Source organism: Leucobacter fengyongliangi (genome assembly GCF_050971685.1).
Lineage (GTDB): Bacteria > Actinomycetota > Actinomycetes > Actinomycetales > Microbacteriaceae > Leucobacter.
Genome location: NZ_JBPCEU010000002.1, coordinates 98,146 through 122,387 on the forward strand (window position 1 = coordinate 98,146; position 24,242 = coordinate 122,387).

At 60.8% G+C, this 24,242-nt stretch carries 22 protein-coding genes; 9 read left to right on the forward strand and 13 right to left on the reverse strand.

Features of this window, described 5'->3' with window-relative positions:
* The first annotated feature begins 37 nt into the window (after positions 1 to 37).
* Positions 38 to 1,348, forward strand: coding sequence for a nucleotide sugar dehydrogenase (locus ACR0R4_RS02325; RefSeq protein WP_433645728.1), 1,311 nt, complete (start codon positions 38 to 40; stop codon positions 1,346 to 1,348).
* A 40-nt stretch (positions 1,349 to 1,388) separates the two neighbouring features.
* Here ACR0R4_RS02325 and ACR0R4_RS02330 read toward each other — a convergent pair whose 3' ends face one another.
* Positions 1,389 to 2,480 (reverse strand): glycosyltransferase, encoded by a 1,092-nt coding sequence (locus ACR0R4_RS02330; protein ID WP_433645729.1) that lies wholly within the window; start codon positions 2,478 to 2,480, stop codon positions 1,389 to 1,391.
* 76 nt (positions 2,481 to 2,556) lie between these two features.
* On the opposite strand from ACR0R4_RS02330, the gene ACR0R4_RS02335 reads away from it, so the two are divergent.
* The gene (locus ACR0R4_RS02335; protein ID WP_433645730.1) at positions 2,557 to 3,684 is read left to right on the forward strand and encodes an acyltransferase family protein; all 1,128 of its coding nucleotides are present in this window, start codon (positions 2,557 to 2,559) and stop codon (positions 3,682 to 3,684) included.
* Here the strand turns inward: ACR0R4_RS02335 and ACR0R4_RS02340 are convergent.
* The 11 genes from ACR0R4_RS02340 to ACR0R4_RS02390 form a co-directional block, all read right to left on the reverse strand.
* The gene (locus ACR0R4_RS02340) at positions 3,676 to 4,860 is read right to left on the reverse strand and encodes a glycosyltransferase (RefSeq protein ID WP_433645731.1); all 1,185 of its coding nucleotides are present in this window, start codon (positions 4,858 to 4,860) and stop codon (positions 3,676 to 3,678) included. The two genes, ACR0R4_RS02335 and ACR0R4_RS02340, sit on opposite strands and share 9 nt — an antisense overlap.
* Before the next feature lie 16 nt (positions 4,861 to 4,876).
* Positions 4,877 to 6,049, reverse strand: a complete 1,173-nt coding sequence (locus tag ACR0R4_RS02345; RefSeq protein ID WP_433645732.1) for a glycosyltransferase family 4 protein — start codon at positions 6,047 to 6,049, stop codon at positions 4,877 to 4,879.
* A 1-nt stretch (position 6,050) separates the two neighbouring features.
* Positions 6,051 to 7,229: a glycosyltransferase gene (locus ACR0R4_RS02350; RefSeq protein ID WP_433645733.1), complete on the reverse strand. Its 1,179-nt coding sequence runs from the start codon at positions 7,227 to 7,229 to the stop codon at positions 6,051 to 6,053.
* Entirely contained in the window at positions 7,213 to 8,436 is a 1,224-nt protein-coding gene (locus ACR0R4_RS02355) for a hypothetical protein (protein ID WP_433645734.1), read from the reverse strand. Before ACR0R4_RS02355 ends, ACR0R4_RS02350 begins: the two co-directional genes overlap by 17 nt.
* Before the next feature lie 122 nt (positions 8,437 to 8,558).
* Complete coding sequence (locus ACR0R4_RS02360; RefSeq protein ID WP_433645735.1) at positions 8,559 to 10,349, reverse strand: ABC transporter ATP-binding protein; 1,791 nt, start codon at positions 10,347 to 10,349, stop codon at positions 8,559 to 8,561.
* Positions 10,350 to 10,364: 15 nt separating this feature from the next.
* A complete protein-coding gene (locus ACR0R4_RS02365) occupies positions 10,365 to 11,348 on the reverse strand; it encodes a Gfo/Idh/MocA family oxidoreductase (RefSeq protein ID WP_433645736.1) in 984 nt (327 codons plus the stop codon).
* Complete coding sequence (locus ACR0R4_RS02370; RefSeq protein WP_433645737.1) at positions 11,348 to 12,460, reverse strand: DegT/DnrJ/EryC1/StrS family aminotransferase; 1,113 nt, start codon at positions 12,458 to 12,460, stop codon at positions 11,348 to 11,350. The genes ACR0R4_RS02365 and ACR0R4_RS02370 overlap by 1 nt, the downstream gene beginning before the upstream one ends.
* Before the next feature lie 115 nt (positions 12,461 to 12,575).
* Positions 12,576 to 13,703, reverse strand: a complete 1,128-nt coding sequence (locus ACR0R4_RS02375; protein ID WP_433645738.1) for a DegT/DnrJ/EryC1/StrS family aminotransferase — start codon at positions 13,701 to 13,703, stop codon at positions 12,576 to 12,578.
* A gap of 79 nt (positions 13,704 to 13,782) precedes the next feature.
* Positions 13,783 to 14,871 (reverse strand): TDP-N-acetylfucosamine:lipid II N-acetylfucosaminyltransferase family protein, encoded by a 1,089-nt coding sequence (locus tag ACR0R4_RS02380; protein WP_433645739.1) that lies wholly within the window; start codon positions 14,869 to 14,871, stop codon positions 13,783 to 13,785.
* Between the two features lie 65 nt (positions 14,872 to 14,936).
* On the reverse strand, positions 14,937 to 15,569 hold the full coding sequence (locus ACR0R4_RS02385) for an LbetaH domain-containing protein (RefSeq protein ID WP_433645740.1): 633 nt from the start codon (positions 15,567 to 15,569) through the stop codon (positions 14,937 to 14,939).
* Between the two features lie 53 nt (positions 15,570 to 15,622).
* The gene (locus ACR0R4_RS02390) at positions 15,623 to 17,644 is read right to left on the reverse strand and encodes a LasA N-terminal domain-containing protein (RefSeq protein WP_433645741.1); all 2,022 of its coding nucleotides are present in this window, start codon (positions 17,642 to 17,644) and stop codon (positions 15,623 to 15,625) included.
* 152 nt (positions 17,645 to 17,796) lie between these two features.
* Between ACR0R4_RS02390 and ACR0R4_RS02395 the strand changes: the two genes are divergently transcribed.
* The 3 genes from ACR0R4_RS02395 to ACR0R4_RS02405 are packed head-to-tail and all read left to right on the forward strand — an operon-like array spanning position 17,797 to position 19,625.
* Positions 17,797 to 18,501: a glycosyltransferase family 2 protein gene (locus ACR0R4_RS02395; protein ID WP_433645742.1), complete on the forward strand. Its 705-nt coding sequence runs from the start codon at positions 17,797 to 17,799 to the stop codon at positions 18,499 to 18,501.
* Between the two features lie 6 nt (positions 18,502 to 18,507).
* A complete protein-coding gene (locus ACR0R4_RS02400) occupies positions 18,508 to 18,885 on the forward strand; it encodes a DUF2304 domain-containing protein (protein ID WP_433645743.1) in 378 nt (125 codons plus the stop codon).
* Positions 18,882 to 19,625, forward strand: coding sequence for a DapH/DapD/GlmU-related protein (locus ACR0R4_RS02405; protein WP_433645744.1), 744 nt, complete (start codon positions 18,882 to 18,884; stop codon positions 19,623 to 19,625). Before ACR0R4_RS02400 ends, ACR0R4_RS02405 begins: the two co-directional genes overlap by 4 nt.
* On the opposite strand, the gene rfbA is transcribed toward ACR0R4_RS02405, so the two are convergent.
* Positions 19,608 to 20,468, reverse strand: a complete 861-nt coding sequence (gene rfbA / locus ACR0R4_RS02410; RefSeq protein WP_433645745.1) for a glucose-1-phosphate thymidylyltransferase RfbA — start codon at positions 20,466 to 20,468, stop codon at positions 19,608 to 19,610. The two genes, ACR0R4_RS02405 and rfbA, sit on opposite strands and share 18 nt — an antisense overlap.
* Positions 20,469 to 20,555: 87 nt before the next feature.
* Here rfbA and ACR0R4_RS02415 point away from each other — a divergent pair, with 87 nt between their 5' ends.
* The 4 genes from ACR0R4_RS02415 (at position 20,556) to ACR0R4_RS02430 (ending at position 24,170) form a co-directional block, all read left to right on the forward strand.
* Positions 20,556 to 21,455 carry a glycosyltransferase gene (locus tag ACR0R4_RS02415; RefSeq protein WP_433645746.1) on the forward strand — a complete coding sequence of 300 codons (900 nt, stop codon included), beginning with the start codon at positions 20,556 to 20,558 and terminating at the stop codon, positions 21,453 to 21,455.
* Positions 21,456 to 21,508: 53 nt separating this feature from the next.
* Positions 21,509 to 22,510, forward strand: a complete 1,002-nt coding sequence (rfbB, locus tag ACR0R4_RS02420; RefSeq protein ID WP_433645747.1) for a dTDP-glucose 4,6-dehydratase — start codon at positions 21,509 to 21,511, stop codon at positions 22,508 to 22,510.
* Positions 22,511 to 22,512: 2 nt separating this feature from the next.
* Complete coding sequence (locus ACR0R4_RS02425; RefSeq protein ID WP_433645748.1) at positions 22,513 to 23,904, forward strand: sugar nucleotide-binding protein; 1,392 nt, start codon at positions 22,513 to 22,515, stop codon at positions 23,902 to 23,904.
* 119 nt (positions 23,905 to 24,023) lie between these two features.
* A complete protein-coding gene (locus ACR0R4_RS02430) occupies positions 24,024 to 24,170 on the forward strand; it encodes a hypothetical protein (RefSeq protein ID WP_433645749.1) in 147 nt (48 codons plus the stop codon).
* Positions 24,171 to 24,242: the final 72 nt, after the last annotated feature.

Below are 24,242 nucleotides of genomic sequence, written 5' to 3' on the forward strand. Positions count from 1 at the left end.
CACGGGGCCACTCCGGACGTTCGATAGGATCGAACCCATGCGTATCGCCGTCGTGGCGCTCGGCAAGATCGGGCTCCCTCTCGCCACTCAGTTCGCCACGTCGGGGCACGAAGTCATCGGGGTGGATCTCAACCCGAACACCGTTCGCTCCGTCAACGAGGGCGTGCCCCATTTCCCGGGCGAAGCCCATCTGGCCGAAAAGCTCAGCGCGGTCGTTGCCAGCGGGCGGCTCCGGGCTACCACGGATTTTGCTGAGGCGATTCCAGGTGCTGACGTGGTCGTCGTCGTTGTGCCCCTGGTGGTTGACGAAGAAACGAGCCTCCCCGATTTCACCTGGATGGACGCGGCAACTTCCTCGATCGCACAGCACCTCACACCCGGCACTCTCATCAGCTACGAGACCACCCTCCCCGTCGGCACCACGCGCGGCCGGTTCACGCCGGCGCTTGAGGCGGAGTCTCGGCTCATCGAGGGCAGCGACTTCCACGTCGTGTTCTCTCCCGAGCGCGTGTACTCTGGCCGAATCTTCGCGGATCTCCGCAAGTATCCCAAGCTCATCGGTGGCCTGTCTCCCGAGGGTTCGCGTCGGGCACGGGAATTCTATGAGGCGGTGCTGCAGTTCGATCGACGTGATGACCTCACCACTCCCAACGGGGTCTGGGACCTCGGCTCTGCCGAAGCCGCGGAGATGGCAAAACTCGCAGAAACCACGTACCGCGATGTCAACATTGGCTTGGCGAATCAGTTCGCGTTGTATGCGGCAGCACACGACATTGATGTCCATGCTGTGATCGCGGCCTGCAATACGCAGCCCTTCAGCCACATCCACCAGCCGGGTATCGCCGTCGGGGGGCACTGCATTCCGGTGTACCCGCGACTGTATCTGAGCACAGACCCGCACGCCGATATCGTCAGCACCGCTCGCGCCGCCAACGCGTTGATGCCAGAGCGGTTAGTCAGCGACGGAGAACGCCTGCTCGGCTCATTTGCGGGCATGCGGGCCGTAGTGCTCGGCGCCTCCTACCGAGGTGGGGTCAAGGAGACCGCGTTTTCTGGTGTCTTCCCGACGGTCAAGGCACTTCGCGATCGGGGCGCCGAGGTCTCCGTGCACGATCCGCTCTACAGCAATGAGGAGCTCCTGAGCTACGGGTTCGAGTCGTTCACGCTCGGTAGTCCCATCGATCTGGCAGTGCTGCAGACCGACCATGCCGAGTACCGCGGCCTGGGTGCGAACGATTTCCCCGGCATTCGGCTCCTGATCGACGGGCGTAACGCCACCGATCCCGCACTGTGGACGGGAGTGGCTCGGCTTGTGGTGGGATCGCCTCCAACAGGGCTGCCCGCCTAGCCCAACTCCCGTCGTCGAGCCTCGAGACACTTCGCGAGTCTCAGCTCGCGCTCATCGTGCTCATCGCGCGCATGCCAGCCCACAGGGTGCGCAGCGGTGCCTGCCGATGCAGTGCCAGCAAGAGGTTCTTGGGGAAGGCTCCGTCAACCGAACGATAGTTCCATCGCGCATCCAGCAAGTGCAGGATGCGCTCACCGTTGGGCGATGCTGCCTCGAGCTCATCCAGAACACGTCGATCAGCCCGCGCGAGCAGGCCCACACCCCCGGGCGCCCATACCGCAAGCCGATCCAGTACCTCGCGCAGCCCCTCGCGATGTGCCAGCAGCCCCTCGTCACTGCGCAGCCGCGCCAAGACGGCATCAAAGAAGTGGACGCGCAGAATCTTCACCGCCAGGGCGGTGCGGCCTCGCGCGCTGAGGGACCCGAACCAGGGCTGAGATTCGATCGCATCGAGAAACGCGAAATCGTCGGCCACGCTGCGCGGTGCGAACGTCACCCGATCACTCGCATCCTCATGCACCACATACGGTGGCCCGACCAGGTCGTAGGCGATGGCTCGGCCCGTGAACCACAGGGTCGCCGAAAAGGCGAGGTCCTCGCCGGAAGCCAAGCCCTCTGTGAATCTCAGTTGCGGAAACCGCTCACGGTCGACCAGGCCCAGTGGCGCACTCCGATATGCCAGTCTGTCTTTCACCGGATCCAGCGAGCGCTGACGTCGGCCCATGCGCACCGGCGGATATGGATCGTTTCCGCGTGCACCCATGCGGATTCTCGTGATCACGGTGGATGCATCGGTCTCCCGCTGCAGGGCGAGCCACGAATCAATGGCGCCCGGCGCGAGCTCGTCGTCAGACCCGATGACGGTCACGAAGCGGGCCGTGGCGGCATCGAGCCCGTGATTCATCGGGCCAGCTGGCGAGTGGATCCCGTCGTGCAGCGACAGCAGCCGCACTCGCTGATGCGACGCGTATTCGCCGAGGTTCGACCGAATGATCTCTGGATCGATGTTGTGAGCTACGACGCTCACCCGCACCGGAGCGCTCGTGTGATCGACGATTGAAGCAACCGCCCGCGCGATGGGGCGAGTCGAACTGTGCACGGCAATCACTGCATCAACGATCGGAGCATCCATGATGCCTGATCTTATCGGTAGGATAAACGGCGTTACATTCACCCGGCGAAAGGTTAATGCGCTGTCTTCCTCTCACGTGCTCGCGCAGAAGACACGCCGACTCGACGCGCTGACCGGCCTGCGCTGGTGGGCCGCTTTCGTGGTGTTCTTCTACCACATGAGGGTGTTTGCCCCGCTTCCGGGGCCAGCGACAGCTGTCTTTGACTACGGCTACCTGGGTGTCACTTTCTTCTTCGTGCTGTCGGGTTTCGTGCTCACCTGGTCGGCACGACCCGCGGTGCCCACCTCAACCTTCTATTGGCGCAGGTTCGCGCGGATCTGGCCGCTCCACATCGTCGCGTTGGCGCTGGCCATCCCCGTCTTTTATACCCTGAGCGCCATCCCCGAGGGGAGCTTCCTGAAGCCCTTCGACCTCGGTATCCTGCTCATTTCTGTTCTTCTCCTCCAGGGATGGTCCAGCAATCCGGTCATCCTCTTTTCGGGGAATCCGGCCGCGTGGACGCTCACCTGTGAGGCCTTCTTCTATGCGCTGCATCCGTGGATCTCGCGAGTGCTGGTGCCTCTGGCCACTCGCGGCGCCCTGCTCTTCGCCGCCGGCACGGTCATCTACGCGTTCGGATACCGAATCGGCATGGTGCTGTGGCCGGGATCGATCCTCGGGCTCCTCCCACTGCCCGTGGAACGGCTGCCGGAGTTCGTGCTGGGAATGGCCCTGGCGTGGGCAATGCGCAACGGTTGGCGTCCGCGGTTCCACCCCATCGTGGGAGTGGGATCAATGGCCGCCGTGATCGTCGTGTTGGTGCTCATCAATAACGGCTACCTGGACGCATTCCCTCTGCTTCGCCAACTTCCGGCGTTCACGAACGAACTGTTCACCGTCGCATGTGCCCTTGCCATCGTCTCGTTGGCCGCGCAAACGCTCCGTGACAAGAAGTCATTCTTCGAGTCGAAACTGCAAATCAAGCTCGGTGAATGGTCGTTCGCCTTCTACCTCATCCACGCAACGTTCATCTACCTTGCCCTGAGAATCTTAGGTCCGCAGCCACCGAGCTGGCGAAACCTCGGCTGGCTTCTTGCCATCCTCGCGGTCGATCTGATTGCTGCCTGGGCGCTGCATTCCTTCCTCGAACGTCCGGTCGAGAAACGGATGCGGAAGTGGAAAGATACCCGAGATCAGGCCCGGTTGGCACAGCCTTCAGCCTGAGCCGCGGATCCACCCTTCGAGCAACGCATTCGCACTCAGCCGCCCATCGTGCACGGCAGCCACAAACCCTGGCCCACGCGCGGCGATTGCGCGGGAGCGTTCGCGATCGGTGATGAGCTCGGTCAACACGGCTGCCAGCGTGTCTGGGGTTGCCTCGACGATGGGTAACTCGTGGCCGCAGTCGTTGCGCACTCGCTCGCGAACGCTGGGAAGCACATGTCCGACGACCACCCGGCCCGCCGCCATGGCCTCGCACGCGGCCACCCCGTATGAACCCAGTCGGAACTGATCGAGCACGATATCGGCCCCCGCGTACAGCGCTGGCATGTCGGCGGCAGCCGCACCCGTCACCGGTTGGTACTCGATCAGCCCCTGACTGCTCAGTGCCTGCACCACGGGCGCGATGAGGTGGGTGCCCTTCTGCACCGCTGAGCTCGAGACGTGCAATACCCGCGGAATCGGGCGGGTGAACGGCTCCCCGGCGGCAAACGGGGTTGCGTCCACGACGACCGGACACCATCGTGCCCACGGCACATCATCGATGAGATCCGGAGTGGAGACGAATGTGGGTCGACGCAGGTCCGCGAGCAACCGATGATTGGCCAGCGCATCAGCCTGCAGGGTGTCGGTGCGAGGATCTTGGGGGTACGGCGACCACGGGGTCCGGGTAGCGTGCGCGGCTGGGTCGCGAATATCGGTGCCGTGACACAGGAAAGCCACACTGATTCCCCGCTGCTCCAGTGCCGCGATTTCCTTCCGCAGATCGCGATCGAAACGTCTCCCGAAGATCGAGCGCTCCGCCTCCACGAGCACGTGGGTGAAGCTGGTGACCACGGCCCACTCGGCCTCGGCCCATTCGGCTGAGGCGTTCACCGATGCGATCGGAACGTGCGTGTCTGCAGCGAAGCCGAATCCACCCGGAATCTCCACGGCCATATTCCGCGCGCCGATTCCCGAGTCTGCCCGTTCGACGGCTCGCGCCCAGGCGTAGCCCTGACCTGAATAGTTGGTCGGGGCAATGTACAGACGCACTGCTTGCTCGGGCACGGAGGTCGGCTCCGGATCCTTCCCCCGCAACAGACGGCCAGCGAGTCGTCCCACGAAGCCATCCGGGTTACGCGCGACGGATTCCATCATGCGGTTGACCCAGCCGGGCAACGATGCGCGTCGGCGCATGAGCCAATCTGTGATCCTATTGAGCATCCGAGCCATTGGCGTTTCCCTTCAGGGTCAGAAGCACGCCCGCCACACGGTCAGCCACCGCGACCATCGAGTGCTCGGCCGCGGTCCAACGGCTCAGGGCTTGCCGGTGCTCTGCGCGCACCGGGTCGTCAGCCAGCTCACTCATCGCCAGGGCGATCGCGCCCTCGTCGTAGGCGCAGCTGAGGCCCGCACGCACGTGTTCGTTCGCCGAGTCAATGAGGTCGGCAGTGGGCCCCGGCCCCGCAAACAGCACCGGACATCCTGCCGCCAATGAGGAGAAGGCTTTTGAGGCGTAGGAGTACTCGTACACGGTACCGGGCTTGATGGTCGCCAGGCTCGCGACTGCGGCTCCCAGATGCGGGAGGAGTTCGGCTGGCGAAACGGGGTCAAGATACTCGATGCTCGCCGTCACCCCCAATTCGGCGGCTCTGGACTCGACGAGTGGCCGTTCGACCCCATTGCCGACGAAGCGGAGCGTGTACCCGGGATGGGATTGCAGGAACTTGGCGAATGCTCCGACGAGGACCTCTGCACCGTGCGCGGGCGCATAGCTTCCCGCGTAGACGAAGAGCCGCTGCGGCTCACCCGCCTCGTAATGGAACTCCTGCATATCGGCCCCAAAGCCCGTCACCGTGACGGGCCGCACCACGCTAAAGGCTCGAACGCGAGTGGCGACGCCCTGCGAAATGGTCACCGTGTGAGCCGCGCCCCGCAGCGCGAGCCCTTCGACCCAGCGCAGCACCCGCACGACGAGCGGCGAAACCGGCTCCAGCTGAGCCGCGTCTGACCAGATATCTGCGGCGTCGTACACGTAGGGCATGCGGCGCACTGCACACACCATCCGCACCACCGCACCAGTAGTCGGAGGTGGCTCCACCAGCACCACGTCGGCCCGCCGAGCGAACAACAGCCGAAACACGAGTGGAAGGTCAAAGCTCAGGTACTGCACGATGCCCCGCACATACCCGTTCGCATCACGCAGCACCGGGAAGGTACGGATGCGTTCGCCTCGGGAACCCGCCACACTCCCGCGGGGCGGGGCCGCGGTCAGCACATCCACCCGGTGCCCGTCGCTGAGCAGCCGATCTGCCACCGCCCCCAGGAACAAGGAAGCGGCCGACGGTTCGGGTCGATAAATGCGGGAGACGATCATGACGCGCATGTCACTTCTCCAGGAATTCACGCAACAGCACGGTCGAGGAGAAGTCGCCGTTGTGCAGCCGTCGCACGTACTCCGGCCCCTGAGCGGCCAGGTCCCGGTAGTGCTGGCGCCGATCCACTATGTCGCGCATCACCTGCTCGAGACTGTCGATGGTGACCTCAGGGATCGGAATGGCCATTCCTGCCTGCGCACCCACTTCGGCTCGTACCTCTGCGGTGAGGTAGGTGAGCACCAGTCTGCCCGAAGCCATTGCCTCACACGCACCAACCCCGTAGTCTCCGATGCGGAACTGGTCAAGCACGATGTCGGCATCCGCGAATACGTCGGGCATCGCGGCGTGCGAGATCCCCTCGAGTTCGACGTATTCGATCAGCCCCTCGGCGTGCAGGCGTCGCAGTACCGGCCGAATGAGATCCGTGCCCTTGACATGCGTCTGGGTCGGGGCATGCACCACACGTGGCCGCTCACGCACCAGCACTGGGCGCTCAGTCGCCCACACCTCCGGCTCAATGACCACCCCGAGCAGGTGTGCCCGAGGGAGGTCCGAAAGCAGCCCAGGGGTTGAGACGAACGTGGGGGCATCGAGGTCGGCAATGAGGGCAAGGTTCTCTGCGACGGTCTGCTCAATCCGATCGACGGGAGCCCACGCAGACGCGCCTGCACCAAAGTGCGAGTACTTCGTCTGTGCGAGATGCGAGGAGGGCAGGCGAACATCGGTGCCGTGGCCCACCACGCCGACGCTGACACCGGCGGCACGGATCACCTCGACCTGACGCCGGACATCACCGCCAAACATGCCCCCCAGAATCGGAAAGCATGCCTCAATGAGCACGTGCGTGTAGCTGCGCTCGATCTCAGCAAGCATCGATTTCTGCCAGGCTCGAGAGTGCTCAGATGTGCGCCAGGTGACGAGATGATCTGCACTGTAGCCAAACGGATTATTGCCCGTATGCACGTAGTTGCGGGCTGAGACGACTCCAGTCGACTCCAGGGCGCGAGCCCAGCGGTAGCCCTGGCCCGCGTAGTTCACCGGTCCGATCAGCACCCGAAACTGCTTGGTGACATCGGGTACCGGGGCGGGCGGAGGCGTGACCCCCTGGAGCCGGTCAACGCCGGACGCGATGGCATCCTGCAGGCACTTCGGAACCAGGCGCCAAACTCGTTCAGCGATCGGATGCATCGCGCGCCACCTTTCGTTCTCGTTCAATCCAGTGCGTCCGCAGCACCTCCGCGGATCGGCGCCCATCGTGGATCTCTCGCACAAACTCGAGCCCCTGCGCACGAAAGCCAGAGAGGTCATCGCGAGCGGCAAGACCACGCAACACCGATTCAATGCTCTCTGGATTCGCCTCCACGATGGGGAGGGCACGCCCCGTGTGCTGCGACACGAGATCTCTCACGGCATCGCTGACATGCCCCACGACCACGGCACCGGCAGCCATCGCCTCGCATGCCGCAACCCCGTACGAGCCGATACGCAGCTGATCGATCACGACATCAGCCTGCTGAAACACCTCCGGCATCTCGGCCGAGGGCACACCGCGCAGGAGATCGAGCGCGATCACACCCTCAGACGCGAGCCGCTCAAGCACCGGCATCATCAGTTCGGTTCCCTTGACCGCGCCGACCGAGGGCGCATGGGCCACACGCAGGGGGCGACTCATTGCGTCCCGATGTGGGGTGTGCCAGCGCCCGGGCTCGATAACGACCGGGCACCACTGTGCATCGGGCAGGTCACGCAGGAGGTCGGGCGTCGACACGAACACTGGCGCTCCGAAACGGGAGAGCAGCGCGATATTGCGGGCGGCGAGCGCTTCCAAGCGCGGCACGTAAATATCCGTATCGGCAAAATGGGACCAGGGGTTGGAGCGCACGTGCCGTGACGGCAACCGTACATCCGTGCCATGAGCCATGAACGCCACGTCCACCCCCCGTTGACGGAGCGCCTCGGCTTGGGATTCCACCGATCGGCCCAGCAGGCGACCAAATATCGGTTCTTCAGCCTCGATCAAGACGTGTGTCGCGCCAGCGGCCGCTTCGAACTGTCTGTGTTGCCAGTCCGGATCATTGTGGAATGTCGCGACCGGTACGATCAGGTCTGCCGGAAATGAGAACCCGCCCGGCACGTCGATGGCGGCGCTTCTTGCTGAGAGATCTGGGAGTTCAGCTTCGAGGGATCGTGCCCAGGCGGTGGCCTGACCGGAGTAGTTGACGGGGGTGATGAGGACACGTCGAGCACAGGGGGCAAAGCTCGTGGCAGGCACGCTTCCCCGAGGTGCGGGCTTTCCCATCCGCCGAGCAGCGACCCTGCCAATCGGGCTCATCGGAGCGTCCGCGATCGCGTCAATGACCGCGTTCACCCAGCGCGGGAGTCGATTTCTATTCATTACGGGATGGTCCTATGGCCGACCCGAACTCAACATGCGAAGAGTCTACCTGGCGGGCCGCGCCCGTCAGCCGGGTAGACACCCGCGACCCTTGTCCGGTGTTCGCCTCTCCTACATTCCCCTTACGGCTGCACGCCCAGGCCCGCGAGCGTGACCTGCTCGGCAAACGCAGGCAATTGCCCCGCCACCTCGTTGAAGGTGCCCTGCGAGACGATGATGCCGTCGTCGAGGTAGCAAATACGGTCATAGTTCTTGATCGTCGACAAACGGTGTGCAACGGAGATGAGGGTGACTTCCCCTTTCAGCGATTGGATCGCCTTGGTCACCTCTGCCTCGGTCTTCGTGTCGAGAGAGCTCGTTGCCTCGTCCAAGACCAGGACGAGTGGATCGGCGTACAACGCACGCGCGATTCCGAGGCGCTGTTGCTGTCCGCCCGACAGCGATACACCGCGCTCGCCGATTCTCTCGTCAATACCGTTCGTGCGGGATGCCACAAGCGAGGTGAGCTGAGCGCGCTCGAGCGCGTACGCCACCCGCTCGCGGTCAATTTCATCGGTCCAGGTCAACGCGACGTTCTGCGCGATCGTGCCATCAAACAGAGCGACCCGCTGTGGCACATATCCCACACGCCCGCGCCACTGTCGCAGCACCGACGCCAGCGGCTTTCCGTCAATCGAGATCTGCCCGGATGAAGCCTGACTCAGTCCGAGGATGAGATCGATGAGGGTGGACTTTCCTGCGCCCGACGGCCCCACGATTCCGAGCGAACTCCCGAGCGGAATCGTCAAACTCATGCCCTGGATCACATCTGCTTCAGCGCTCGGATACCGGAAACGAACATCGGTCAGGCGCAGCTCCGCGGGATCCTCACCCAATTCCTCGGTGTCGGCCGGAGGCTGTGATGCCCGCATGTCTTTCTCCGCGGCGGTGAGGTCGCCGACAACGTCATCAACCGATGGGAGCGTCGCGACCGCCTGCACAATTCCACCCTGAATTCCGGTGATCGCTGGGATCAACCGAAATCCTGTGGCTGCAAAGAGAGCTACGGATGCCAAGGCGGCAACCATGCCACCCTGCATGAATGAGACTCCACCGATAAGAATAACCCCGCCGATGAGCGCGGCTTCGAAGGCAAACCCAGGAACGATGCTGAGGAATGAGCCGTTGGCTCGAGCTCGAACGGACCTATTTCTGTTCTGGGTCACGATGTCTGCGACCTGGCCGAGGCGGTTGCGCAGGCTCAGTTCCTTGAGCGCCTCCATCATCTCCGTCATCAAGATGGCTACCCGGTAGCTGAAATTACGGTTCACCACAGCAGCTTCAAGAGCGCGCTTGGTCACCACCTGGTGCACGACAAGCGCCACGAATGTGAGGTAGACCAAAGCGATTATGGATGTCACCGGATCAACTGCGAAGAGCACCACAATTATGAGTACAAACGTGAAGATGGAGCTCGGCACGCGCATGAGCGGAAGCAGGAATCCGGCCATGGTGTTGGCGATACCGCCATCAGCAATTCGCGTAATCTCCGCGACTGTCCGCTTCGAACGTTCTTCCCACGACGAGTTGATGTATGCCTTAAACATCCGATCGCCAATTTCTAGCTCATATCGCGCAAATCTGCGCGTGGCGAACCAGTGAAGCAGCAGAGACAATGCTGACTTCGAAATGATCATCAAACAGGCGATCAACGCAATTGTCGGTGCCAGCTCGCCTGAAACCTCACCGATGACCGGCAGATTGAGGGTTCCGCCGGTCAAAGCTGGCCCAATAATGATCGCTAAGAGTGACATGGCGATCACATCAAGCGCAGTAATCAGCGTAGTAGCGATCATGTACCAAACGAAATACCGTTGCGCTCCTAGGGGAAGGAGCGGCAACAGCTCTTTCAGGGCCGGCCATACGCGTTTCATGAAGATCCTTGCGGTTTAAAAAGTGATGGATTCGCCGCTGGCTGCGGAGTGAAGAGCTCCTTCTACGACCGCGAGCGTATGGAGACCCTGCCTCATCGTGACAATATCAGTCGGCTGACCGAGGACTGCGTCACGGAATGCTTCTTGCTCAACACGCAGGGGCTCCCGCTTCACCAAGGAGTAGCGTGTGATGTCCCCCTCAGAGACTCCACGGAAGGTGGAGATCGAGGCCCACTCGAGCGGGAACGTTCCGTTCGCGTAGAAGGTGAGATCTCCCGTAGCGGTGTCCGCAACGAACGTTCCACGCTCGCCTGTGACTGCGGTAATCCGCTCTTTCATGGGGCTCAGCCAATTCACGAGGTGGTTCACGATGATGCCATTCGCCAATCGCCCAGTAATCGCGATCATATCTTCGTGCGCACGACCGCTCTTTGTTGCAATTTGCGCGAATGCAGCCGCATACTCAGACTGGGCCACCCAAGAGGTCAGATCGATGTCGTGCGAGGCAAGATCCTTCCCCACCCCTACGTCGGCGATTCTCGCCGGGAAGGTGCTTTGTCGACGGGTTGCAATCTGGTACACCTCGCCCAGCTCGCCAGCTTCTAAACGTCTGCGCAAGTCCTGTAGTGCGGGATTAAAACGTTCCACGTGCCCCACCGCACCGACAAGTCCGCGGGACTCGAACGCATCAACCATCTTTTCAGCTGCGTCCAGTGTGTGCGCAATGGGCTTTTCAACCAACGTGTGCACACCGGCTTCAGCGAGTTTCATTGCAGCCTCGAAATGAAACTGAGTTGGTACAGCCACGATCGCAATGTCAATGCCAGCAGCAATCAATGCCTCCACATCCGGCAGCACCTCGAGGCCACCGGAGACCCCGTGCGGGTCGCCACCCGGGTCGGCAATTGCAGTGAGCTCCACACCCTCAACTTCACGCAGCACTCGGGCATGGTGACGGCCCATCATTCCCACACCGAGAAGCCCTGCTCTGAGCGTCATTACGCACCTGCCTTAACTACAGCTGTCACTGCCTGCACAATTCGCTCGAGGTCGCCCTCACTGAGCGATGGATGTACTGGCAAAGACAGCACCTCACTCGCAGCACGCTCAGTTTCTGGAAGATCGAGACCCGGCGCGAATTTCGCGAGAGAAGGCAACCGATGATTCGGGATCGGGTAGTAGACACCCGATCCGACCTGATGTTCCTCCTGGAGCGCCCGACGAATGCGATCGCGTTCGGCAGCGGCCACACGAATGGTGTACTGGTGGTACACATGCACGGCACCATCTGCTACCTTCGGCGTTTGCACTTCTGCCAGAGTTGACAGTCCTGCATCCAATGTCGCGGCATTTCTTTGACGCAGCGCTGTCCAAGCGTCGACCTTCGTGAGTTGCACGCGACCAATTGCCGCGTGTATGTCAGTCATACGAGCATTGAATCCGACTACCTCGTTCTCGTACTGCTTCTCCATACCCTGATTGCGCAGCAACCGCACGTTTCGTGCAATGACATCGGAAGCACAACTCACCATGCCCCCCTCACCCGAGGTCATATTCTTCGTCGGGTAAAGACTGAACATGGCAAAATCCCCGATGGTGCCAACCGGTCGACCCTTCCAACTCGCACCGTGAGCCTGGGCAGCATCCTCATAGATCGCGAGCCCGTGCTCCAGAGCAATGGCTTCGATTTCATCGACGAGGAATGGGTGCCCGTACAAGTGCACTGGCATGATCCCCTTGGTACGCGGAGTGATGGCGGCTCGCACGGAGTCTGCAGCGAGTGAGAAATAGTCTGGTTCGATATCGGCAAACACCGGGGTGGCACCGGTCAGTGCAACTGAATTGCCCGTGGCAGCGAAGGTAAAGGAGGGCACGATCACTTCGTCGCCCGCACCCACACCCGCAGCGAGCAAGCCCAGATGCTGTCCGCTGGTGCCCGAATTTACCGCCACCGTTACTCGACCCTGCACGAAATGGTCAGCGAACTCTTGCTCGAACGCCGCAACCTCAGGACCTTGAGCAATCATGCCGGATCGCATGACGCGATCTACAGCTGCGCGCTCTTCGTCCCCAATAATTGGTCTTGCGGGCGGAATGAAATCTTTTTCCATGACGGCAATCCTACTCGGCCTATATCTGCGAGGTGCCCCTCCGAGCTACCCGGTGGGCGCTCCATCCACGGGAGTCTCGAGATGAGCCGCTTCTTCGCTCAGGCATGTCGGTCCGTCAGACACGCTCCACTGACTCCTCAACGGCTGAACACACACGATCGAATTCATCGTCGGTCATCCCCGGAAGAACTGGCAACGAAATCATTCGGCGGGCAAGATCCTCGGAGTTTCTCAGGTCTACAAGAGGTTGGAATCTTTGAAATATGTGGTGCGAATGAACCGGCGGGGAGTAATAGCTTCGAGCGTCAACGCCTGCGTCGTCCAGGTGTTCCAGGGCAGCGTCCCTCCTCTGGGAGTCAGCGACGACGATCGGAGCAAAACCCCCCGAAGACACGATCGCGCCTGGTGCCAACGAAAACTCTGAACCGTCGAGTCGCTCGGCGTAGCGGGATAGCAAGCGCCGCCTCTCACGCAGAGTGTTGTCAAAATTTGCCAACTGCCGAAGCCCTATTGCGGCATTTATTTCTTGAAGCTTCCCATTGAGACCCGGCAACACCGCCTCCGCCGGTTTCCCGTGAAATCCAAAGTTCGTGATTTCTCTGATGCGCTCGGCGAGAGAAGCGTCCCTGGTGACCACGGCGCCTCCTTCTCCAATAGCAAAAGGCTTGGTCGCATGAAAAGAGAAAATCTCACAGTTTCCCCTCGTCCCGAGCAACTCTCCAGAGGGGTACTCCGAGCCAAAGCCCGGTGCAGAATCAATGATCAGGGGAATACCGTGTGCCGCTGCTGCGGCTTCCCACTCTGGAACTCTTGGGTTGCCGATACCAAATGAGTTCGTCAGCAGGATTGCCTTGATACTTGGGTCCCGCTGCATGAGGTCGAAGAGCGAATCAAGGGACGGCTGAAGCGTGGTGAGGTCGATATCAATCCAGGCAGGACGATATCCGTGCCATAAGACTGCCTGCGCACCGGCAGCAAAGGTGAATGACGCTGTCGCGATCGACTCTGCACCCTCGCCGCGCGGGAGGAGCGCCGCCAGTGCTGTCATGATTCCGGTCGTCGCGTTGGCGACCGTCACGACGTCCGGAGAATTCCCGATGAAACTGGAGATCCCGCGCCGAAAGGCCTGCTCCTGAGGCCCGAAATTTGTGTACCAGTTGGCAGCGGAAATCGATTCGAAGTCGGAAGCGAGTTTTCCTGCTTCAGGCATCGTTGGGCGGATAAACGGCACACGGGGCATCATGCCAACCACACTAGTGTGCTTGTAGCCAGCCCTAACTTCGCGCAGATCTTTAGGCAGGTCAACTAGGCCAGAACTCCACTCACGACGCGTTGAAGGTATTCCGTAGGTTCTCAAGTACAGTCGAGCGAGCCCACGATTGCTCTACGAGAGCCCGATTCGCGATCACGTCATCTGGCTCGAGCCTAGTTTCCTGAATGGTGCGATGCGAAAGATCATCGAGCGTTGTCAACCGCACACCAAGTTGAGAGAGATACTCATGTACTGGATTTGCCCGGTCTAATATGAGCGTGGACCCGCTGAGCAGGGCAGCCAGAATATTTCCCAGTCCTTGCTGACGACGATGGCCCATGATCACGAATGAGCAACTCGAGATGAGACGGTTGTAGTCATCCAAAGGCATAAAGTCGAGAATGGGTACGAAATCCTCACCAAAGTGTTTGACGCCCGCAGCAATAATGGCCTCACGGTAGACCTGCGGTTCACCGTAACTCAGAGGGACCAGGACCTTTCTGCCCGGATCTTTGGCGCCTGCAAGCTGTTCAAAAACGTCTAAGTGATTGTTGCTTGGACTTGCGGAATTCCCAACAAGGATGTTCTCACCAGTTGGGTTAAGCGCGTCGCCCGCTGACTCCTCTGACGTGGCATAGGACAGTTGCACATAATCTCCACGAAACTGAGAGTAGCGAGCTCGCATAATCTTCAGGTCTGTGGGCACTGGCGCCGAGAAGGCGTCCACACGCTTCACCGCGCGTCTCTTAGGGGATCCCTGTCGATAGCCTGCTAACTTCTGCGCTATCCGACCGGTTATCCGGAGCTTGGGTGCCCAACTACCCACGAGCTCGGCTGTTAGCGGTGCGAGAATTCCGTCATCGGGCGATATGTCACTCCCGTAATAATCTCCCCCGAAGCCACTCCAAATAACCCGTACACTCTTCTCCACGGAAGGGATTAGGTCTGCCCACTCGGGAATCAAGTAGTGGACGACGAAGTAGTCATACTGATTGACTTTCGACGAAACCAACGCAAGGATCTCGTCCACTGAGGGCGTAGCTGCCAACAGCCGTCCTTTGACAGGATGTTTGAAGACCTCGCCGGTGATGAGAATTACGAAATCGCTCGACCCGGGAAGGACCTGCTCCAAGTAGCCAGAAAGTCGAGCGATGAACATGTTGTCATGTGTCAAATGGAGTATCCGAGGGGCGCGCCCGCGTCCTGTATTCACAAGTTGGCTCATCAGATTTCCCTGAGCCAGCCCGTCGCAAGGCGCAGCCTTCGCGCAGGCACACCCGCAACGACTTCGTTCTCGCCGACATCCCGTATGACCACCGCTCCAGCGCCGATAACTGCACCGGCGCCGATCGTTACGTTGTCTCTGACTGTCGCCCCAATACCTATAAACGCCCCCCGAAGAATCGTACAGTTCCCTCCAATCACCGCGCGCGGTGAGATTGTGACGTAATCTTCAACTAGCGTCTCGTGAGAAACAATTGCAGCCGTGTTGACAAGGACATGCTGCCCGATTCTTGTCTCCGCCATCAATGCTGCAAATGGTGCAATCACACACCCAATTTCAAGTCTCGCGGAGGTAGCCACTCTGCACATCGGGCCAAGGATTGTCTCGAAAATTTTTCCTGGCCAGGCTTCCACGAGTTGTCGTTTAGCGGCTGGCGCACCAACACCGACGACAACAGGCACATTGCGTAGATGTTCAGGCGGATCTTCAACGTCGACCAACGCTGAACCCACACTTATGTACTGACGATGCACCGCATGAAAGGCCGCTTCTCGGCCGCAGTATTCGACAAGTTCTCGAGCCTGCCCGCCGGCACCCAGGATGCCCAAGCCACTGTTATCTATCGGAGCCATTCATCACTCCCGGCTATTTTCGTGACGGCAGTGGAATCCCAAGACTGCCACGTTCATCCTCGTGGAGTGAAAGAGAATTCACCCGATTGATAATTGACCAGTCCGTTCTGGAATCCCATTGAGCAGCTGTCAGCTTCACACACTGCGTTATTCACTGGCCAACCCCACAGACCTGCGGGGCCGCCGGCTGAGAGATAACCAGCTTTGAACGGACCATTCGACATCTGCACCGTACCCTGCGGCGATGCCCAGACGGCCCCACGAGTGAACTCCTGCACCACCCCACCACCATTGGCCGACACGGTCACCGGAGGAGCAATGGGATACCCAAAGGAACCACCCTCACGATTCCAAATCGCGAAGGCCTCATTCGAAACCAGCACAAGCCCCGTACCAGCCGACCACATTCCCGTACCGAACTGGAACTCCATGTAGCAGCCACCCTCAACTAGGCGACATGCTGCATTCGTCTTCGGCCACCCCCACGAACCCGAAGGCCCGCCAGCAGCAAGATACTGAGCCTTGAACGGACCATTCGACATCTGCACCGTACCCTGCGGCGAAACCCAGATGGTGCCGTTACTCAGTTCGTGTGCTGTGCCACCTCCGTTGGCCGAAATTGCTTTTGCAGGCTCCGTTGGAACACCGAGAGCCTGCACGCCGCCAGCCGCGAGCCACGCTGAAGTTATGGCTGCAGGAACTCTCTGCGCTCCAGCCGCAAGTGACCATCCAAGATACCCTCCGACGAATTTCTGAGAAACCGCGTTTCCAGCACCAACGACAGAGGATTCTAGCGGGTACCCCAGTTCGCTAGCTACGCCGCCAAGACGCAACCATTCCTGGAACAGTTTTTCGGGAATCAGCATTGATCCGGTCGACGGGCTGTAGGCCACCGTTCCATTCTGGAACGGCATTGTGCACCCTCCGTTTACAAGACGGCACGCTGCCTTTCCTGTCGGCCAACCCCAGGAACCGCTTACGAAACCAGCGTTCTCATAGTTTTCCAGAAATGGTCCGTAACTCATCCACGAATACTGGCCAGACCTATTCTCAGCGAAGATAATCCCGCCTTCGAATTTCTGGTAAGTCCCTCCCCCGTGAGCCGGAGAGGATTGTGCGGCGGCAACTGGATCACCAAATGTGCCGTCTGTTCCCCCGAGCTCCCGCCAGCCTTCGGCAATTTTGCCATTGACTGGTATCGAAGCATGCGGGCTGCCGAACCACGACTTGTAGAAGTTATAGAAGTTGCGGTTACCGTAGCTTGAACACGCATCGCCGGTACCCCAGCCGGCGTTGAGGGCAGCCTGATTCGGACGATAGGGGGTGTAAATGTAGAGAGCAGCAGTTGCCCAGTTTTCGATGTAGACCTGCGAGGTTCCACAATCGCGATTTGGGTGCCACTGGATCGTGTTTACCTGGAAAGGCTTGTAGTTATAACTATTGGGAAAAGCCCGATAAACCTTTAGCTGCCATGCGGCGCGATATACCTGTTGAAAGAAACCTGTCTGGGATGGGTCGCAGTTTGCCGAGTTATTGGGGCCGCTATCCGGACAGGCGTATCCCATCGCAAAGTTGTACTGACGTGCCGTAGGAAACGTGTCAGAAACGAGTGACTGCTCTTTCTCAAGCATCACGAGCAATACCTTCGGGCTAATTCCACACGCTTGGCCAACCTTGGCGATGATGCTCGAGGTCGATTCCCACGCAGATCCCGGATACGCCGCGCAATAGGCGTTGGCCGCGCGAGAAGCTGTAGCGAAGTGAGCATCCTTCATGCACACACTTGCAATGAAAGTGCTGCCCCAAGCGCTCCATGCCCCCCGGCCGGGGTCGCCAATTGTGCAGCGACCATCTGACGTCGCCGCGATCCGTTGGTTAAGGAACACCTGAACTTCCGAAGCACTCATCGCTGCCCCGTTGTAAAAGACGGAGTCAGAGACGATATTTCCCGGATTAAAGCCCGTGACCACGGCTTGAGCGGGAGTCGCAGTTTCTGCCAAAGGGCTAACCAATACAGCAAGAGCTACCGCAAAGGACACCAGCAATAAGCGCAGGTGTCTATACCGTTGCTTCATGGATTTTCCCGCCCCGAGACAAAAAAGTCTCTAGTTTCAATTGAATGTCTAGAGTTTAGGGGCATTCAATCGCCAACTCCAGTACCTAGTGAACTCTGGAACGCCACTAGCCTGGATCCGCTGACACAGATCGTGTCTGCCAGAATGGCTCCATGACCCAGATAGCGAACCCGCGCTCGCACCCGAGCGTACCGAACCGCGATGTCTGGGTAGTGATCCCCCTGTATAACGAGGCTACCGTGATCGCCGGGGTTGTGGCGGGCCTCCTCCCTGTCTTCCCGAACGTCGTCTGCATCGACGACGGCTCAAACGACGGCGGGGGTGCCCTCGCCAGATCTGTGGGAGCGAAAACCGTTACTCACCCGATTAACCTCGGTCAGGGAGCGGCGTTACAAACCGGGTTCGAGTTCGCACTCGAACGGGGTGCGCGCTACGTGGTGACTTTCGATGCCGACGGCCAACATAGAGTTGAAGACGCTGCAGTCATGGCCGATCGCGCGCGAACAGAAGACCTCGCCATCGTCTTTGGATCGCGATTCCTTGATGAGCGCTCCAAACCCGGGATACTAAAGAAGGCCGTGCTGAAGACTGCCGTCGCGGTGACAAATTGGACGACCAAGACCCGATTGACTGATGCCCACAACGGCCTGCGCGTGATCCGCGAGGATGCGCTGCGGCAAATAAAGCTGAAGCAAGATCGGATGGCGCACGGCACAGAGATAATCGTGCAGCTTGGAAGGACGGGCTTGCCGTATGCCGAACAGCCCGTCGAGGTGCTGTACACCGACTATTCCAAAGCCAAAGGTCAGTCACTGCTGAACTCTGTCAACATCTTGATCGATCTCATCATTCGGTAGGCATCCATGACAATTTTCCAGTTCATACTGATTTTTGGCGTTGCGTTCGCAGCGATCCTTGCAATTCGCTTCCTTCCGGGGGACGGATCCCTCGCTGTGAAACGAATCCTTGCGATGCTTTTCGTCGTCGCCGCGATACTTGCGATCGTGTTCCCCGCCGCCTTGACCACCATCGCAAATCTCCTCGGCATCGGCCGCGGCACAGATCTCTTGCTCTACGTGTTCATAATCGCGTGCATGCTCTTTGCCGTGTCCGTGGTGCGTGCCAAAGCGCGAAGCGATGCCCGGGTAACAGATCTCGCGCGTGCGGTAGCTCTCATGGAAGCCCGCCTCGACGATCGCACCGGGAAGCAAGAAGAAACCTCAGAGGATGGCCAGTCATGAATCCCCTATCACCTGAATCGCGCATCAGTTCTGACGCTATTATCGGCCCGGGGGTTCAACTCGGCGAACGGCTCACGATAGGCCCGGGAGCCGTAATACTTGGCCCCTGCATCATCGAGGACGATGTCTACATTGGGGCAGGCGCACAGGTCGGCGCACCTCCGGAGATGACGGACCAGCCACAAAACGCCGCATGGGCCGGTGATCTGGAACACTCAGGCGTGAGGATCGCCCAAGGTGCCGTGATCCGCGAAGGTGCGGTGATCCACCAGGGAAGTTACCGAGCAACAACCGTGGGTGCGGGTGCTTGGGTGCTCAATCGCGCGTACCTGGCGCACGACGTGCTGCTCGGCGAGGGGAGCACGGTCAGCGCTGGAGTGAGCATCGGTGGGCACTGCGTGATTGGCGATCGAGTCAATATCGGCATGAACGCGGCCGTGCACCAGCGCACGTACATTGGCGCGGGCTGCATGATCGGCATGGGAACGCCCGTCGCCCGAGACCTTCCACCGTACGTGAAGGCCTTTGGGTCGCCGGTACGCATTCACGGCATCAACTCCATCGGCATGCAGCGGCAAGGGATAGATACCGGGCAGATCACCGCGCTCGAAGCAGCGTACGCGGCCGGCGACCTCCTCTTAAGTGTCAGCCAAGCAGCATGGAGCGGCATTCTCGCCGACGACATCGCGCAGTGGCAGGAACGCGAACAGCGTCGCCCCGCCTCACTCGCTCAGCGTTGACAGGTACCGGCCGTAGCCACTTTTCTGCAGTGGGGCCGCAAGCTCGGCGAGTTGCGCGTCATTGATCCACCCGTTGCGCCACGCGATTTCCTCAATGCAGCCGATTTTGAACCCCTGGCGTTCTTCGATTACCCGCACGTACTCGGCGGCCTGCATCATCGATTCGAATGTGCCGGTGTCGAGCCACGCGGTTCCGCGGTCCAGCACCTGCACCGAGAGCTTCCCGGCGTTCAGGTACGCCTCGTTGACGCTCGAGATCTCAAGCTCGCCTCGGGCGCTCGGCTGAATGGTCTTCGCGATCCGCACCACGTCATTGTCATAGAAATACAGGCCGGGAATGGCGTAGTTGCTCTTAGGTTGCTGCGGTTTCTCTTCAATGGACACCGCGCGCATGCGCTCATCAAACTCTATGACACCGTACGCCTGCGGCTCTGCCACGTGATATGCGAACACCAGAGCACCGTCGACCTCGTTGTTCTTGCGCAGACTCGTCCCCAGACCGACACCGTGAAAGATGTTGTCTCCAAGCACGAGCGCCACGCTGTCGTCTCCAACAAAGTCCTCACCGATGATGAAGGCCTGCGCAAGACCCTCCGGAGAAGGCTGCACCGCGTACCCAATCCGCATTCCCAGCTGCGACCCGTCACCGAAAAGTGCGCGGAATTGGTCGTTGTACTCGGGGGTCGTGATGATGAGGACCTCACGAATGCCGGCCATCATGAGGGTCGATAGAGGGTAGTAGACCATGGGCTTGTCGAAAATGGGCATGAGCTGTTTCGAAATGCCCTTCGTGATGGGCCAGAGCCGGGTGCCAGAACCACCAGCGAGAATGATGCCCTTCATGGAGCACGTCCTTTCCACAGATCAAGGGCAAGCTTATCGAAGGCATGCAGGGCTCGACCTGAATCCCTAGTCCATAAGATGGGTGCCATGCCAGAAGCCGTTCCCCCGCACTCAAATCCGCTGACCAATGTGGGCGTGGTGACGGTGAGCTACGGATCAGGCGACGCGCTCACGGTATTTCTCCGCAGCTTGCGCGAGTACCACGGCGACCTCCCCGTCGTGGTAGTCGACAACAAGCCGGATCACGAGAGTGTGCAGGGCATCGCGCAGCGCTACGGTGCCCAGTATGTGCCAATCCCTGCAAACCCTGGCTACGGCGCCGGCATGAACGCCGGGGTGCGTGCGCTGAAGCTCGGGGTCGCCGCACACACCCCCCTCGATGCCTACTTCTTCTGCAATCCCGACGTGCGTTTCGTTGAACCCGCCATCGGTCAACTCGCCGCCTCGCTGCTGGGCGATCCGGATGCCGGGAGCATCGGCCCACGCATCCTGAATGAAGACGGCAGCGTGTACCCCTCAGCTCGAAACATTCCATCGGTTGGCACCGGCGTAGGCCACGCGCTGTTCAGCAAGATCTGGCCGGGGAACCCCTGGACGCGTGCCTATCAAGATGCCGCACACTACAACGAGCGGCGCACTGCAGGTTCCCTCTCTGGCGCAGCAGTCATGGTGAAACGCTCGGTCTTCGAGAATCTCGGCGGCTGGGACGAAGCGTACTTCATGCACTTCGAGGACATTGACCTCGGGTGGCGGATCGGGGGGCTCGGTCTCACCAACGTCTTCGAGCCCGCGGTGTCAGTCGAACACTCGGGCGCACACTCCACGAAGAAGCATGCCGTCGTCGTGGAGCGGGCGATGACGAAGAGCGCTATCCGCTTCATGAACAAGCGCTACGCGGGGGCGTGGAACGCCCCGCTGCGCTGGGGGATCACCGCCGGGCTCAGAGTGCGAGGCGCGCTCAAGGTTCGCGCAGCGACCCGAAGTTAGACTGAGAGCGTATGTCTGCGTGCAGAGACACGTACTAACGCAGGAGGACCTCAGTGGCCCGCAAGATTCTCGTGACCGGCGGAGCTGGCTTTATCGGCTCCAACTTCGTGCATTACCTCGTCGCGAACACCGACGACGTGGTAACCGTGCTCGACAAGTTCACCTACGCCGGCAACGAGGCCTCGCTCGCGGGTCTTCCCGAAAACCGCGTCACCGTGGTTCACGGTGATATCTGCGATGCCCCGCTGGTCGACCGACTGATCGCCGACACCGACGTGGTGGTGCACTACGCCGCCGAGTCGCACAACGACAACTCGCTGCACGACCCGCGCCCGTTCCTTGACACCAACATCGTGGGTACTTATACGCTGCTCGAGGCCGTGCGTCGCCACGAGAAGCGGTACCATCACATCTCCACCGACGAGGTGTACGGCGACCTCGAGCTCGACGACCCCGAGCGGTTCACCGAGCAGACCCCCTACAACCCTTCCTCGCCCTACTCGTCCACCAAGGCGGGCAGCGACCTACTGGTGCGCGCGTGGGTTCGTTCATTCGGCGTACAGGCCACCATCTCTAACTGCTCAAACAATTACGGCCCGCGCCAGCACGTCGAGAAGTTCATCCCGCGCCAGATCACCAACATCCTGGTCGGCGACCGCCCGAAGCTCTACGGCGAAGGCCTCAACGTGCGCGATTGGATCCACGCCGACGACCACTCCTCTGCCGTGCTGCGCATCGTCGAAGCCGGCCGCATCGGCGAGACCTACCTCATCGGCGCAGACGGAGAAAAGAACAACAAGGAGGTGCTGGAGCTGATCCTCACCACCATGGGGCAGCCCGCAGATGCCTACGAACACGTCGTCGACCGCCCCGGCCACGACCTGCGTTACGCGATTGACAGCACGAAGCTGCGCGACGAACTCCGCTGGCAACCGTCCTTCCCCGACTTCGAAAAGGGCCTCGCCGCCACCATCGATTGGTACCGCAACAACCCCGAGTGGTGGCAACCGCAAAAGGCCGCGACCGAAGCGAAGTACAAAGAACAGGGGCAGTGAGCATGGCCGCCAAGCCACTCGCGATCCGCGAAACCACCATTCCTGGGCTCGTGCTGCTCGACCTGCCCGTGCACGGTGACAACCGCGGCTGGTTCAAAGAGAACTGGCAGCGCGAGAAGATGGTCGCCCTCGGCCTGCCTGATTTCGGGCCGGTGCAGAACAACATCTCGTTCAACGACAAGCGGGGTGCCACGCGCGGCATTCACGCGGAGCCGTGGGACAAGTTTGTCTCGGTCGCGACCGGCAAGATCTTCGGCGCATGGGTGGATCTGCGCGAGGGTGACACCTTCGGCACGGTCTTCACCGCCGAGCTCGACCCGTCGACCGCGATCTTCGTGCCACGTGGCGTGGGCAACTCCTACCAGACGCTCGAAGACAACACCGCGTATGTGTACCTGGTCAACGCGCACTGGAGCGCCGAGGCGCAGAGTGAATACACCTTCTTGAACCTTGCCGACCCGACCGCCGCGATCGAATGGCCGATTCCCCTCGAGGAGGCCGAGCGCTCGGAGAAGGATCTCGCCCACCCGGTGCTCGCAGATGTCGTGCCGATGAAGCCGAAGCGCACGCTCGTGCTCGGTGCGAACGGTCAGCTGGGTCGAGCGCTGCAGCAGGCGCTCCCCCACGCTGATTTTGCGGATCGCAGCCGCATCGACCTCTTCAACGAAGAGACGCTCGATCGCGTGCGGTGGGCCGACTACGACACCGTGATCAACGCCGCCGCCTACACCGCCGTTGATGCTGCCGAGACCCCCGAGGGGCGACGCGACGCGTGGGACGCGAACGTCACCGGCGTGGCCCGGCTTGCGCGCATCGCCACAGAGCAGGGCCTGACCCTGGTGCACGTCTCGAGCGACTACGTGTTTGACGGAACCAAGCGCATGTACCTGGAGACCGACGACTTCTCCCCGCTCGGCGTCTACGGCCAGACCAAGGCCGCGGGCGACGCGCTGGTGTCGACGGTGCCGCGGCACTACATCGTGCGCACCAGCTGGGTGATCGGCGACGGCAACAACTTCGTGCGCACGATGGCCTCGCTCGCCGAGCGTGGCATCGATCCGAGCGTTGTGAATGATCAGATTGGGCGCCTCAGCTTCACCGTAGACATCGCCGGTGGCATCGTGCACCTGCTGCAGTCGCGCGCTGCCTTTGGCACCTACAACCTCACGAACGAAGGTCCCGTGATGTCGTGGGCCGACATCGCGAAGCTCGTCTACTCGGGCACCGGGCACGACCCTGAGCGCGTCAGCGGCACCACCACAGCCGAGTACTTCGCTGGCAAGCAGGTTGCCCCGCGTCCGCTCTTCAGCACCCTGTCGCTCGACAAGATAGAGACCACCGGATTCACACCGCGCGACGCGCGAGACGCGCTTACCGCGTACCTCGCACGCTAGGGGCGCGATCCACTCTGGCGAAGCCATCTGTCTTGAACTTGAGGCACACGGCGCCGCACACATCGCTTTGAGCATTCTCCGCGTGAGCAATTTGAGGAGTAACAGTTACGATGTACCCCATGTGCACCAGTGTTTTTCTCGCAGACGAGGTCGCTGCGATCCGCCGTGGTGAAATTGCGACTCGCCCACTTGAAGAATTGACCCGTGAACTCGGGTTTGATCCAGATGAGTTGCGCGCCGAGACAAGGCGCATCGCTGACGCCTGAACGACTAGCCGGGTGAGTTGCTGACAGTCGAGCCGGGGAAGCCGGGCCAGTGCGAGATTTCGAGCGCCGAAG